Annotated in this window: 12 protein-coding genes; 9 read left to right on the top strand and 3 right to left on the bottom strand. The window is 64.6% G+C overall.

Features of this window, described 5'->3' with window-relative positions:
• The first annotated feature begins 262 nt into the window (after window positions 1-262).
• The gene (locus BMZ48_RS07420; RefSeq protein WP_159431117.1) at window positions 263-868 is read left to right on the top strand and encodes a Slp family lipoprotein; all 606 of its coding nucleotides are present in this window, start codon (window positions 263-265) and stop codon (window positions 866-868) included.
• A 65-nt stretch (window positions 869-933) separates the two neighbouring features.
• Here BMZ48_RS07420 and BMZ48_RS07415 read toward each other — a convergent pair whose 3' ends face one another.
• On the bottom strand, window positions 934-2,754 hold the full coding sequence (locus tag BMZ48_RS07415; RefSeq protein ID WP_091533470.1) for an acyl-CoA dehydrogenase C-terminal domain-containing protein: 1,821 nt from the start codon (window positions 2,752-2,754) through the stop codon (window positions 934-936).
• Window positions 2,755-2,940: 186 nt separating this feature from the next.
• Between BMZ48_RS07415 and BMZ48_RS07410 the strand changes: the two genes are divergently transcribed.
• Complete coding sequence (locus BMZ48_RS07410) at window positions 2,941-3,555, top strand: 2-hydroxychromene-2-carboxylate isomerase (RefSeq protein ID WP_091533469.1); 615 nt, start codon at window positions 2,941-2,943, stop codon at window positions 3,553-3,555.
• The gene (locus BMZ48_RS07405) at window positions 3,555-3,956 is read left to right on the top strand and encodes a gamma-glutamylcyclotransferase family protein (RefSeq protein WP_091533468.1); all 402 of its coding nucleotides are present in this window, start codon (window positions 3,555-3,557) and stop codon (window positions 3,954-3,956) included. The genes BMZ48_RS07410 and BMZ48_RS07405 overlap by 1 nt, the downstream gene beginning before the upstream one ends.
• Window positions 3,957-4,002: 46 nt before the next feature.
• Here the strand turns inward: BMZ48_RS07405 and BMZ48_RS07400 are convergent, their stop codons facing one another.
• Together BMZ48_RS07400 and BMZ48_RS07395 are read right to left on the bottom strand one after the other, a co-directional pair.
• A complete protein-coding gene (locus tag BMZ48_RS07400) occupies window positions 4,003-4,437 on the bottom strand; it encodes a DUF4282 domain-containing protein (RefSeq protein ID WP_159431116.1) in 435 nt (144 codons plus the stop codon).
• Window positions 4,438-4,442: 5 nt separating this feature from the next.
• Complete coding sequence (locus BMZ48_RS07395) at window positions 4,443-5,675, bottom strand: DUF445 domain-containing protein (RefSeq protein ID WP_091533466.1); 1,233 nt, start codon at window positions 5,673-5,675, stop codon at window positions 4,443-4,445.
• A 213-nt stretch (window positions 5,676-5,888) separates the two neighbouring features.
• Here BMZ48_RS07395 and BMZ48_RS07390 point away from each other — a divergent pair, with 213 nt between their 5' ends.
• The 6 genes from BMZ48_RS07390 to BMZ48_RS07365 all read left to right on the top strand — a co-directional run bounded on the left by BMZ48_RS07390 (window position 5,889) and on the right by BMZ48_RS07365 (window position 13,372).
• Entirely contained in the window at window positions 5,889-6,899 is a 1,011-nt protein-coding gene (locus tag BMZ48_RS07390) for an AraC family transcriptional regulator (protein ID WP_091533465.1), read from the top strand.
• Window positions 6,900-7,027: 128 nt separating this feature from the next.
• Window positions 7,028-7,240 carry a hypothetical protein gene (locus BMZ48_RS07385; RefSeq protein WP_091533464.1) on the top strand — a complete coding sequence of 71 codons (213 nt, stop codon included), beginning with the start codon at window positions 7,028-7,030 and terminating at the stop codon, window positions 7,238-7,240.
• A gap of 5 nt (window positions 7,241-7,245) precedes the next feature.
• Window positions 7,246-8,271, top strand: coding sequence for a hypothetical protein (locus BMZ48_RS07380; RefSeq protein WP_091533463.1), 1,026 nt, complete (start codon window positions 7,246-7,248; stop codon window positions 8,269-8,271).
• Window positions 8,272-8,391: 120 nt separating this feature from the next.
• Entirely contained in the window at window positions 8,392-10,581 is a 2,190-nt protein-coding gene (locus BMZ48_RS07375; protein WP_091533462.1) for a DUF1302 domain-containing protein, read from the top strand.
• A 96-nt stretch (window positions 10,582-10,677) separates the two neighbouring features.
• The gene (locus BMZ48_RS07370; protein ID WP_234981561.1) at window positions 10,678-12,225 is read left to right on the top strand and encodes a DUF1329 domain-containing protein; all 1,548 of its coding nucleotides are present in this window, start codon (window positions 10,678-10,680) and stop codon (window positions 12,223-12,225) included.
• A gap of 193 nt (window positions 12,226-12,418) precedes the next feature.
• Window positions 12,419-13,372, top strand: coding sequence for a WD40/YVTN/BNR-like repeat-containing protein (locus BMZ48_RS07365; protein ID WP_234981560.1), 954 nt, complete (start codon window positions 12,419-12,421; stop codon window positions 13,370-13,372).
• The last annotated feature ends 10 nt before the right edge of the window (window positions 13,373-13,382 follow it).

Raw genomic sequence — 13,382 nt, 5'->3', positions numbered from 1 at the left:
CGGCAGGCCGATCCGGCGCTCAAGGCCGTACCCGACCACCGGAGGTATCGGGGCGCACGAACCGCCGGTACCGCCCAAGCCCCGCGTTCAGAGCCGGTTCATGCCTGCCCGTTTACAACATCCACGGACCGACGGCCGGTGGCGGATTGCGGTCCACACGCTCCAGGGAACAGAGACCCTGCCCGACGATCCCCAGCGCGTATGCTGGTCGCCCCCGCCCCCGCCGGTGTCCTTCGTCTCCATATCCCCCCGGAGAATGCACATGCGGTTTGAATCGATGATCGCCGCCGGGTTCGCAGCCTTGTTCTTGAGCGCCTGCGCCACACCGGCTGTGCTGCGTGGCGAATTCGCCGAACTCACTCCCCAGCAGGTCGCGCAGAACCAGCGCAATGACACCGCGACCACGCCGAGCCGGGTCCGCTGGGGCGGAACGATTCTGTCGATGAAGAATTCGCAGGAGGAGAGCTGCTTCGAAATCCTGGGTCGCCCGCTCGACTACTCGGGGCGGCCGGTCGAGGGCGACCAGGAGCAAGGGCGCTTCTTGGCCTATTACAAGGGCTTCAAGGATCCCGAGGTGTTCAAGCCCGGACGCGAGGTCACCATCGTCGGCACGCTCGCGGGCGTGGAGACGCGCAAGATCGGCGAGTTTTCCTACACCTACCCGAAGGTCACGGCCGCGGACATTTACCTGTGGCGCGAACGTCGGGATCCGCCGGCCACATACATCGTGGATCCGTTCTTCTACGGTCCTTTTTTCTATCCTTATCCGTACTATTACCCGGCCTTCCGTCCGGTCGCACGTTACGCTCAGACGTCTGCGCCCGAATCCAAGGCTGCTGCGACTTCACCGGAGCCGAGCGGTTGCTGATGTGACGTTCCGCATCAACGTCGAGGGCGCCCACAGGCGCCCTCGACGTTTCCAGCGTCAGTGTCTCAGTAATCGAAGGAGAATGCCTCAACCGGCAGCTTCATCACCGACTTGCTCGGCTTGACCATCGACGTCGCATGGCCCTTGGCACGCGGCAGCAGATGGTCGAAATAAAACCGCGCGGTGGCGATCTTGGCTTTGTAAAACTCCGGCTTCTCTTCACCGCCCTGCGCGAGTTTCTGGCTCGCGACCGCAGCCTGCAGCGCCCAGAAATAGGCCATGGTCACGTAACCGGAATACATCAGGAAGTGATGGGAAGCGGCGCTGACCGAATCGCGGTCCTTGCGCGCCGCGAGCATCACACGCATGGTCAGCACGTTCCACTCCGCGGCATAGCGCGCCAGATCCGCGGCGAAACGGCGCAGCTTGGCATTGCGCATGTGCTCGACGGCGAACTTGGCGATCTGCGCAGTGAACTCGCGCACCGCCTTGCCCCGGGTCATCAGCAGCACCTTGCGGCCGAGCAGATCGAGTGCCTGGATGCCGGTCGTGCCCTCGTAGAGCGTGGAGATTCGCGCATCCCGCGCGATCTGCTCCATGCCGTGCTCCTTGATGTAGCCGTGGCCGCCGTAGATCTGGATACCGAGGTTTGCGGCCTCGAGCCCCATCTCGGTGAGAAACCCTTTGAGGATCGGCGTGAGAAAGCCGAGCTTGTCGTCCCAGTACTTGTACTTCTTCTGGTCACCTTCGAGGATGCCGTTGACCATGTGGTCGGCGTACTGCGCGGCGAAATAGATCATCGCGCGGCCACCCTCGGCGATCGCCTTCTGCGTCAGCAGCATGCGGCGCACGTCGGCGTGATGGATGATGGCGTCGGCGACCTTGTCCGGCTCTTTCTTGCCGGACAGCGCGCGCATCGAGCGGCGCTCCTTGGCATAGGCCAGAGCGCCCTGGTAGGACAGCTCGGCATGGCAGACACCCTGGATCGCGGTGCCGATGCGCGCCGAGTTCATGAACGTGAACATCGCCTCCAGGCCCTTGTTGGGCTCGGCGATCATGTACCCCGTCGCGTTCTCGAAGTTGAGCACGGCGGTGGCCGAGGCGCGGATACCCATCTTGTGCTCGATCGCGCTGCACACGACGCTGTTACGCTCGCCCAGCGAGCCGTCGGCATTGACCTTGATCTTGGGCACGATGAACAGCGAAATGCCCTTGGTACCCGGCGGCGCGTCCGGCAGGCGTGCGAGCACGATGTGGATGATGTTCTCGGCCAGATCGTGCTCGCCGGCGGAAATGAAGATCTTGGTGCCGGTGATGCGATACGTGCCATCGGCCTGCGGCTCGGCGCGGGTCTTGATCTGCCCGAGGTCGGTGCCGCATTGCGGCTCGGTCAGGCACATCGTGCCGGTCCAGCGGCCTTCGGTCAGCGGCGGCATGTACAACGCCTTCTGCGCGGCGTCGCCGTATTGCATGATCGTGTTCATCGCGCCGAGCGAAAGCCCGGGGTACATGTTGAACGACCAGTTCGCGCTACCCAGCATTTCGGTCTTGATCACGCCGAGCGACATCGGCATGCCCTGACCGCCGTATTCGGTCGGGTGTGAAAGCCCCTGCCAGCCGCCGGCCACGTATTCGGCATAGGCTTCCTTGAAGCCCTTGGGCGTGGTCACGGTGCCATTGTCGAAATGACAGCCCTCCTCGTCACCGGAACGGTTCAGCGGCGAGAGCACTTGCTCGCAGAACTTGGCGCACTCTTCGAGGATCGCATTGACGGTGTCGGGATCGGCATCCTTGCCGTTCGACAACCCGGCGTAATGCTTGGGGTAATCGAACACCTCGTTGAGCAGGAAGCGTATGTCGCGCAGCGGAGCTTTGTAAGCCGGCATTTCTGACCTCGGAATCGGATCCGGAAAGAACCGTAGAACACCACCAGTCTGGCCGATCGCCAGAGACGCGCCATTGGCCGCGGCGAAGCACGCGCGCGTCTGCGCGGTAAGTCGGAAGCACAGCCCCCGCACGGCCCAGGCGACGCGGGGTACACTGCGCCCCCTCTTGGTCTCGACGATTCGACCGTGGCAGGTTGCTGTCTGGAATTCTGGTTTGAGTTCGCCAGCAGTTACTCCTACCCGGCGGCGCTGCGCATCGAGCAGCTGGCGCGCTCTGCCGGTGTCCGGGTGCTGTGGCGGCCCTTCTTGCTCGGACCGCTGTTCCAGGCACAGGGATATGCCAGCTCGCCCTTCGTACAGTTCCCGGCCAAGGGGCGGTACATGTGGCGTGACATCGAACGTATCTGCGCGCGCACCGGCATTCCTTTTCGAAAGCCGTCGGCGTTTCCACGCACGAGCGTGCTCGGGGCCCGCATCGCCTGCGCCTTCCAGGACGAGCCCTGGGTCCCGCGTTTTGTGTGCGCGCTGTTCACGGCGAACTTTGCCCACGACCGCGACATCGGCGATGACCGTGTCGTCGCCGACTGCCTGACTGCCTGCGGCGAAAGCGCCCCAGCCCGGATCGCCGCAGTGCAAACCGACCCCCTGAAAAGCCGCCTGCGCACGCAGACCGAGCGCGCCGCGGCCCTGGGCCTGTTCGGTGCCCCGAGCTTTCTCGTGGACGGCGAGTTGTTCTGGGGCAATGACCGGCTCGAGGACGCCCTCGCCTGGGCGCGTGGCGAACATCCCCTGCAGCGCTGATGCGGCGGATCAGGCTTTTCGTTTACGGCAGCCTCTTGGTCGGACCGGTCGCCTGCGCGGTGCTCGGCCGCACGCCGGCCTATCGCCCTGCAGTGCTCGATGGCTACCGCCGCTGCAGTTTGCGCGGCCAACGCTTCCCGGGCCTGTTGCCGGATCCGGCGGCACAGACGCCCGGCGCGCTGATCGAAGTCAGCCCGCGCGAGCTGCGCCGCCTCGACCGCTACGAGGACGACTTTTACCTGCGGCGCTGCGTGCAGGTGCGCTGCGCGCAAGGCCATCTGCCGGCGCAGACCTACGTGCTCGACCCACGCTGCCGGCGCTATGCCCTGGCGCGCCCCTGGCAGATACCGCGCCACGCCACCAGCGCGCGCGGCCTTCCGGACACAAGTCCAAGGCCATAACGACGTCGCGCAACAAAGCTTCTGCGTCGCCGCCACAAAGCGGCGATCAACGCCTGCTCTCGCGGCGACGATGGCCGGCTTTGTCCCCGCCGAGCAGCCCGCGCCAGAACTGAATGCGCGGCAAACCGCTGGCGATGTCGCCGGTGTGCCCGGCCATCTCGCTGACATTGACCGCGATGCGGAACACGACCAGCAGAAACTCCAGGGTCACCCGCACCACCGTGACCAGAACGATGAACCCGACCGGGGCGACCACGAGCAGGCGGAATGTGCCGAGCCACGGCGAGCGTGCGAAACCCTCGATCGCATGCAGGATCACGGCGCCCGCACAGGCAGCAATGGCCAGCAGATAAATCGTCGGCAGCAACCGCGGCGCCAGCAGCTGCTGGAATTGCAGATCGAACAACCCGCGACTGAATTCGCGCAGGCGCGCACGCAAGGAGACGGCGCCTTCGTCGAACCCAGGATCGGAATCAGACATCGGCATCAGGCGGCAAAGATCAAAATGAGTTGCATAAACCCAGCGGCGGCACCGAGCGCGGCGCCCACGAGAATCAGCTTGAGCTCGTCTTCCTGGAAGCAGGGTCGCAGCAAATCCTGGAATTCGGCCGGCGGCAGCTTCTCCATGCGCGACTGGATCACCTGCTGCATCTCGGCGCCGCGGTCGCGCAGGAAATCCCGATCCTCGAATGGTAGCTGCGCCTCGGCCTGGGCCTTGTTCGCGACCGACTCCTTGATCTGGGCGAATCCGCTGGGCCCGAGCGCGGTCTGCACCGCGAGCTTGGTCACCCCACCCAGACCGCCCACGACGTGATCGACCAGCGGCTTGACGTGCCGGCGCAGCAGCGCGCGCGAACGCTCCTTGTACGTGCCGTTGAGCATTGCGTCGATCAACCGCGGCAGCGTGACGATCTCCTCGATGACGATGCGGCAGAATGCCTCCGACACCTGCTTCTGCCGCTTGAGAAACAAACCCTGCACGGTGACCGGTCCGATTTTCACCGGTTCGAGCGGCCGGAAAATCAGGTTCAACGCGATCCAGTTGGTGGCATAGCCGACGATCAACCCGGCCAGCGGCAGCGTCCACCAGACCGGGAAGAAATGCCACTGCAGCGCCTGGATCACGCCGAACAATGCCCCAAACCACCAGCCGGAGCGTACGAGAAAGCGGAACTCCCGCGCCCCGCATTCGAGAAAAATGCGGTTGAGCAGGGCTTTGTTGCGCTCCAGATGATCCTCGACCATCGGCTTGAGATCGAGCAGATGGTCGATGTTGAGGGCGATGTCCTGCATCAAGGCATCGACGCGGCGGGGGAGCTCCGCGCGCACACGCGCATAGACCTGGCGCCGCACGAACACCGGCAGATTGTCCCAGAGCACCGGGTAGTGCTCGTGCATCAGTTCATCGACCCAGGGTTCGAGCAGCGGATCGAAGGATTCGACCACCTGGGCGGCAAGCTTGCGCGGATCGAGCACTTCGATGATTTCGCGCTGGGAAATCAGCTTGGAGAGAATCGACTGCACGGCAAGACCCGCCATGCGCCGCGCCTTCGACGGGATAATCCCCTGCCAACCCAGGTACGGGCGGATGCCGACGAATTCGATCGGATGGAAGGTCATCCACACCGCAAGCCAGTTCGTCGACCAGCCGACGAAGCCCGCGACCACGGGGATGCTCAATGTTTTCCAGATCGAGGGATCGGCGGCGACGTCCAGCATGGCAGGTGCGGGCGGCTGGCGCACAAAGCACCGCCGCTCATGGGTCATGGCGGCTTTGGCGGGCGCCGACAACGGTATCCCCATCCCCTGCGCCCTTGCCCAAGGTAACACCACAAACCGGATCCGCCAATTGACCGCGCCATGACCGCATACTGTCATTCCGGCAAACTAAGCAGCCGACGCACCGGATCAAGCGAACAAGGCGACAGGGCGATGCGCGACTCGGGTCAGTTTCTGCTGGTCGTACACGAGGCCATGGTCAAGGCCGGCCTGGACGTGAACGCGATCTACACGCGTCTGGGCTACGATGCCGAAAAGCTGCCACTCAAAGAACTGCGCACCCCACACCAGCAACAGGCGCTGTTCTGGCAGGTCGTCGAGGGGGTCTCCGGTGATCCGGACATCGGCCTGCATCTGTGCCCGCACCTGCCGCTGTTCCGCGGCGAAGTGCTCGAATACCTGATGTTCAGCAGCCCGACCTTCGGCGAGGGCATCCTGCGTGCGCTCAAATACGTCCGTCTGGTCAGCGACGCCCTGTCGGTGCGACTGATCCACGACGCAGACGGCGCCCGCATCGGCGTGATCGGCAGCACCCTGGATGCGCCGCAGCTGCGGCACACCGAAATCTGCGTGGTTTACGAGCTGATCCAGTTTGCCCGCTCGGTCACCGAAGGTCGTTTCGCGCCGCTGCGCATCAAGCTGCGCTGCAGCCGGCGCAGTCCGCAGACGGAGTACGAGACGGTATTCGGCTGCCCGGTGGCCTTCGACGGCTCGGAAAGCGAGATCTGGTTCGACCCCGCGCTGCTGGAATACCGCTCGCCGCGCTGGGATCCGGATCTACTCAGGCTGCACGAAGAATTCGCACAAAAACGTTTGTCCGACCTGCACCGACGTGATCTGATCGAAAAAATCCGCACCGTCCTGTCGCAGCGGCTGGAACTGGAATCCTGCGACCTGGAAGACGTGGCCCGCGAGGTCGGTCTGCCGCCGCGGCGGCTGCGCTTTGAGCTGTCGCGCGCCGGCACGAGCTTCAGCCAGATCGTCGCCGATTTCCGTTACGCCCTGGCGCGCCGGCTGCTCGCGCGCACCGACGAGCCGATCGACAACATCGTCTACTTGACCGGGTTTTCGGAGCCGAGCACGTTCTACCGCGCGTTCAAGCGCTGGTGCGGAATGACGCCGGTGCAATACCGGGAAAAGCATCGCCAGTCGCCATCGGCCTGAGCCGACCGGCCAGGCGGACATCGGGGTCTGCCCTACGGTCAATGCACGATACACGGGCGCCGTCTTAGGCTCGGCGGATGCAAGCGTAGCCGCCGCATCCGCTGCCGCGATCACTGGAGGAGCCGCCGATGTCAAAACCGCGCGCATTGCCCGCCGAGCTGCGTGGCCGACCGATGCCCGCGCTCGATACACTCGACGATGCGCAGATCGACACCCTTGCCCAGTTGATCCGCGAGGCCCGCCGGCACCAGCAGCAGCAACTCCGGCACGCCCTCGATGCTGCGCTGACCCATGTCCCGCTGCTGCTGCGCGGTGCCGTGCGCAAGATCCTGTCGCCCTGATCCAGATGGCCACTCTCGCCCAACAGGCCGAGCTGCTCAAACTCGCACGGCTGCTGCGCACGACGCCCGAGCGGCTCGGCTTTCTCGCCAAGCTCGATGTCATGGCACTGCGCGCCCTGCGCGCGCACGTAACCGCAACGCTGTTCGACGCCGACCGCGATCTGTTCCAGCGCCTGGCCGCGTCGAGCAAGCTGCTGCCCGCCGCAGTGACTGCGCTGATCGCCGAAAAAGCGCTCGGGCCTTTGCTGTGTGCACGCATCGCCGGCCTGCTGCCGGCCCAGCGTGCCGCCGACATCGCCACGCGTCTGGACGACCGCTTTCTCGCCGACGTGTGCATCGAACTCGACCCGCGCCAGGTACGCGCGCTGATCGCCGATGTGCCGGTGAACCGCGTAGTCGCCGTGGCGCTGGAACTGGCGCGCCGGCGTGAGTACATCACGATGGCGCGTTTCGTCGACTGTCTGCCGCAACCGGCGCTGCGCGGCATCATCGAGGCGCTGCGCGACGATACCGTGCTGCTGCGGATCGGCTTTTTCGTCGAGGATCCGGCGGCGCTCGGCGCGGTCATCGACCTACTTCCCGCCACGCGCCTGCGCAACATGATCGTCGCCGCGCTCGACGACGATGCCGCCCTCTGGGCCGAAGCGCTGGCCCTGATCAACGCCATTCCTGCCGAGCAGCGGCGACGCGTGGCATCGATCGCCGCCGCGCTCGACGACGCCCATCTTGCGCACCTGATCGAGCGCACGCAGGCGCAGGACCTGTGGGAATGGCTGCTGCCGATCGTCGCTGAGATGGATGCCGCGCATCACGACCGTCTGGCACACGTACCGGCGCTGGCCGACGACGGTGTGCTCGAGGCGCTGATCCTCGCCGCCGACCGCAAGGGGCTTTATCCACAACTGCTGCCGCTGGTCGCGCGCATGGATGCCGCCGTCCAGACGCGGGCGGCACGCGTGGCCGAACGTCTGGGTCCCGCCGTCGTGCAGCATCTCAATCAAGCACTGCGCGGCGTCGCGGCAACGGCGTAGAATCCTCGCCATCGGTGGATGACAGTGTCATTGAACGATGTCATAGTGATTCGATCACCATCGCGGCGGGGGTCATCGGACGGCCAGATCGTCCGAACCTGAGATAGCTGAGGAGACACGATGCAAAAACGGGATTTGTTGGGTTTGGGCCTTGCCGTCGCGCTCGCCAGCGGACCGGCCGTCGCCATCGACTTCGAGTACGGCGAAATCAGCGGCAGTGTGCGCACCCGCATCTCGCTCGGTGCATCCTGGCGCGTCGATGGGCGCGACAACCGGATGATCGACAAGAACAACCTCAACCCCACGCTGTGCGGCACCGGCGTCGACGACGCCTGCCTGTCGTTCAACGAGGATCCCAACCCCAACGCCAAGCTGATCGCCGCGCCCGGGGCCTATTTCGCCATCAACAAGGACGACGGCAACCTCAACTACGACCCCGGCGACCTCGTCGCCGCCGTGTCCAAGCTCAGCAGCGAACTGTCGGCAAGCTGGGGCGACTGGGCGTTCAAGGCCGGCGGTACGGTGTTCTTCGATCCGGTCAACTACGACTTCGACGAATTCCATCCGGATACGACATACCAGCCGCGGCGTACCCCGCGCGACCGCGCCGTGAAGGAAAACGTCGGCTTTGACTATACGATCGGCAATCTGCTGGTCAGCCGCGTCTTCGACGTCTTCGACCACGAAGTGGCCGCGGCGATCGGCTACCAGCAGATCCGCTGGGGCGAATCGACCCTGATCGCGCTCAACAGCATCAACGAGATCAACGCCCCCGATGCCCGCTACCTGTACCAGCCGGGCACCCAGATCGCCGCGGTGTTCCAGACCACGCCGGCGGCGGTGCTGTCGACGGCGCTGTCTGACAGCATCACGCTGGACCTGGTCTACCTGCTCGGCTGGCGCGGGGTCAAGGTGCCCAAGGGCGGTAGCTTCTTTGCGCCCTTCGACGTCATCGGGCAGAACTACGCGATGTTCACGCTCGGCCAGTTCCACGAGGATCCGGATCGCCGGCAGCGCCTGCCCGGCATCGCCAAGGACATCTCGGAGACCTCGGTGACCGTGCCCGTTGCCCAGCACGAAGGCGAACCCCGCGACAGCGGCCAGTTCGGCTTCAAGCTGACGACTTATCTCGCCGACATCAGCACCGAGCTGAGCTTTTACGCGCTCAATTATCACAGCCGCTTGCCGTACCTGAGCATGTATGCGGCGGATCACACCTGCATCCAGGACACGACCACCGACGTGCTGCAGGCGACGGTGGACTGCCGCGGCATGAAACTGACGCCGGACGGCCTTGAACCCTTACCGATCGACAGCGCCCGCATCTTCCTCGACTACCCCGAGGACATCCAGATGTACGGCGCAAGCTTCAACACCACGGTCGGCAAGTGGTCGCTCGCCGGAGAGGTGTCGTACCGGCCGAACCTGCCCGCGCAAATCCACATCACCGACGTGGGCTTCACCGCGCTACAGCCGGCGCTGCCCAAGAACGAGATCCTGCTCGGCCTGGGCACGGTCGGCCAACTCAATCCGGCCAGCCTGATCGCTGCCGGGCTCGATCCGGGCACGGCCCTGGCCGTGCTGACGTCGGAACGCACCCTCGATCTGCTGAGCCAGCTCATCGCCAACCCCGAAAACGATTTCGCCCTGCCGCCGCGCGACCGGGCCGTGCCGAGCTATCTGAAAGCCTACCGCGGCTGGGACACGGTGCAGCCCAACCAGCTCATCCGCGGTTACGAACGCCTGCAAGTGATGCAGGTCGACCTCACCGGCATCCGTATCTTCGGCAGCAGCGAAAACCCGATCGGCGCCGATCAGGTGCAGCTGATCACCGAAGCCGGGTTCACCTGGGTACTCGACATGCCGGACCGCGACGTCCTGCAATTCGAGGGCGGCGACTACAACAACACGCACTACAGCCCGGGCGCCGACGGCAGCGGCGATCCGCCCGGGTCCGATCCGGCCACGACCAAACCCACGCAGCGCCTGAACCCGACCCAGCAGCGCAAGGGCTTTGCCGACGAATTCGCCGCCGGTTACCGCATCATCATGCGCATGGAATACAACCAGCTCCTGTTCGGCTGGACCTTCAAGCCGCAACTGGTGTGGTCGCACGACATCAACGGCATCGCCATCACGCCTGCCCAAAACTTCATCGAGGGCACCAAGCTCTGGCAGATCGCCACCGACATCGAAATTACGCAGAAGCTCGGCGCACAGTTGTTCTACCAGGGCTGGACGGGTGGCGGCACGGTCAACGGCTATCGTGACCGGGATTTTGCGGGTTTTGCGGTTTTTTATACGTTCTAGGTGAGTAGGCGCCCAGGACCGCGGCAGGCAACGGCACGGCAGCGTCGGTGCATGTCGCGGCACGCGCTTTGATGAGATAGCAGCGAGGAATACGACATGCGTAAGACGGGATGGTGGTTGACACTGGCCGCGACGGCCGGCATCGGCATCAATGCCGGAGCCTGGGCCAAGGCATCGCCGGATGAGGTGGCCAAACTCGGCAAGGAACTCACGCCGATCGGCGCCGTGCGCGCCGGCAATGCCGACGGCACCATTGGCGAATGGGTCGGCGGCAAGTATTTCGACGAGGTCGTGCGCACGCAGACACCGCAGAGCCTCGAAGACGTACGGCAGCAGTTCGAGGCAGCCCGCGCCAAAAATCCCGCCGACTTCGACGCGCTGCTCAAGTACCTCGATACGTTCAAGATCGAAGACTATCCGACGATCAAGAAACAGATCGACACGATCATCTCCAAGCTGCCTCCGGAACAGCGGGCGCTTGCGCAGAAGCAGCGCGAGCAGATCGGCGGCGGCGGCAAATACGAAGCGCCGCTGTTTATCATCACCAAGGACAACATGTCCCAGTACGCGGACAAGCTGACCGAAGGGCACAAGGCGATGTTCGCCAAGTACCCCGGTTACAAGATGATCGTCTATCCGACGCTGCGCACCGCGTTCTTTCCGCCGGAAATCGAGCAGGCGACGATCAAGAATGCGTCCACGGCGGTGCTCAAGGGCACCGACGAGGTCGAAGGCGCGGTGCTCGGCTTCCCCTTCCCCATCCCCAAGAGCGGCGCCGAGGTGCTGTGGAACCACAAGATGCGCTTCCGCGGCTCGGCAGTGCGCCGTTTCAACAACCAGGCGATCGTCAAGCTCGACGGCAGTTACAAGATCAGCAAGCTGATCGAGGACGTGAAGTTCAAATACGCCAACCTCGAGGAACCCAATCCCGGCACCAAGATCCTGTTGTACTACCTCTCCGAAGTGCTGTCGCCGCCCCGCGTGGCCGGGCAATTGCTGCTCGTGCACGAAACCTCCGGCGCCGGTGGCAGCGGCCGCGACGCCTGGATCTACAACCCGGGCCTGGGCCGCGTGAACCGTGCGCCCGATGTCGGCTACGACAACCCTTACATCGGCACCGACGGCGAGCAGTTCAACGACCAGGTCGACATGTTCAACGGCGCGCTCGACCGCTACGACTGGAAACTGGTCGGCAAAAAAGAGATGTTCATTGCGTACAACTCCTTCCTGATCAATGCGCCGCTGATCAAGTACAAGGACATCATCCGGCCGGGACACATCAACCAGAACCTGTCGCGCTACGAGCTGCACCGCGTCTGGATCGTCGAGGCCACGCTGCGTCCGGGGCTGCGTCACCAGTTCAAGAAGCGCCGCTTCTACGTCGACGAAGACAGCTGGGCCGTGGCCGTGGTCGATTGCTACGACAACCGCGATCAGCTGTGGAAAGTGCAGGAAGCGCAGCTGCTGACCGTGCCTTTCGTACCGACGGTCACCGGCATCCCGGAGATCATCTATGACCTGCAAAGCGGCCGCTACTTCGTCACCGCATTGCAGAACGAGGACCGCATCAGCGACTTCAAGATCAAGCTCGAGGACAAGGATTTCGCCCCCAACGGCCTTACGCGCCGGGCACAGAGCCGCTGATATGGACGCTCACGCACTGCTTTTCGGCCGGCACGGGATTGCTGGCCCAAACAGCCGTGCGGCGACGTACGGCCGGCGCATGCGCACGGCGCTGCGCCGGTTCGTGCTCGCCTGCCTTTGGGCTGTCTCGCTGCCTGCTGCCGCCCAGCACGCGGCGGACATTGACCCCACGCTCGCTCCCCGCCCTGCGGTCATGGCACCGCGCGCGGCCACTTCGCTGTTGCTGGACATCGCGCGTGCCGGCGAACACTGGATCGTCGTCGGCCAGCGCGGCGTCATCCTGCGTTCGTCCGACGGCCAGCACTGGCAGCAAATGCCGTCTCCGGTCGATGTGATGCTCACCCGCGTCCGCTTTTTCGACGACACGCGCGGCTGGGCGCTCGGTTATGACGGCGCCGTCCTCGAAACACGCGATGGTGGCCGCAGCTGGACGCTGCTGCGCTTCGATCCGCAATGGGGAAAGCCGTGGTTCGATGTGTTGTTTCTCGACGCCGAACACATCTTGCTCGCCGGCACCAATGGCGCGCTGATGATCACCGCGGATGGCGGACAAACCTGGCAGAGCATCGACACACCGGTGCTCGAGGACGGTCCCAACCTGTACAGTCTTGCGGCTCTGGGCGATGGCAGCCTGCTGCTGGCCGGAGAACGGGGCTTTCTGGCGCGATCGACCGATCGCGGCACCACCTGGCAGCGGCTGCGTTCGCCGTATAGCGGGTCTTACTTTGGCGCGCTGCCCGTCGGTGAACAGGGCGTGGTGATCTTCGGCCTGCGCGGCCATGCTTTTTATGCCGCTGACCTGCGGGCAGCGGAAGTCCTCAGCGCTGAGGCGGCACAAGCGCTGCGCGAAGCCGCGCTCGACCCCACGGCCGCCGCCGCCCACATCAATCCCGTAAGCGAGGTCAGCGGTTGGACCAGGCTGGAGAACGATGATTACGAGAGTCTGTTTGGCGGCACAGTGACCGCGGATGGCCGCGTGCTGCTATTTGGCATGAATGGCCATGTGATGCAGGTGGATTTGACATCAAGGCGCCTTCACCGTCTGCCCGCCGCGCCAGAGAGCAACTTGAACGCCGGTCGCCTCGCCGGCAGTGATTTGATCGTCGTCGGCACCGCGGGCGTGCAGCGCCTGCCGCTCACACGCTGAACCATTTCCG

It is taken from the genome of Fontimonas thermophila, assembly GCF_900113085.1.
Lineage (GTDB): Bacteria > Pseudomonadota > Gammaproteobacteria > Nevskiales > Nevskiaceae > Solimonas > Solimonas thermophila.
Note: the sequence above shows the minus strand (reverse complement) of the source record. Positions and strands in the feature narration are given on the sequence as shown.